Source organism: Corynebacterium sp. HMSC078A10 (assembly GCF_001811565.1).
GTDB lineage: Bacteria > Actinomycetota > Actinomycetes > Mycobacteriales > Mycobacteriaceae > Corynebacterium > Corynebacterium hesseae.
On record NZ_KV805222.1, the window covers coordinates 1 to 383 of the forward strand.

A 383-nucleotide genomic window follows, 5' to 3' on the forward strand; every position below is an offset into this window, starting at 1 on the left:
CCGGTTAAGTCCCGGGTTTTATCATGCGGCATAGCCTCTTGCCGCCAGCCAAAGCCTTCAATGAAGGTCGGGGCATTCTCAATATCGCAGGCTTGGTAGGTGTGTAAGACTACGGTGGCTGGTGGTTGTATCTCGCCGCTTAAGAGTTTGATGACCGCTTCAGCAACAGTGATTCCTTCTTTTGCGGCGGCTGTGTGGATGAAGGCATCGAGTTTAATGCCGGTGTCTTCCCCAACCTGGAGTTCCAGCCAGGCAGAGGTTCCGTTGGAGGAGAAACGGTAGGTGTCTTTGGGGCGGGTGTCGCGAAAAGCAATGGAGTCGTCCAGGGTTTTACAGATGTCGCGGACTTTGCGCCTGATTTGGCTGCGGGTAGGAAAAGCCTG

At 54.6% G+C, this 383-nt stretch carries 1 pseudogene; it reads right to left on the reverse strand.

The annotated features are described in order from the left end of the window. Positions 1-383 (reverse strand): annotated as a pseudogene (locus HMPREF2808_RS10205) (HNH endonuclease); the annotation flags it as partial.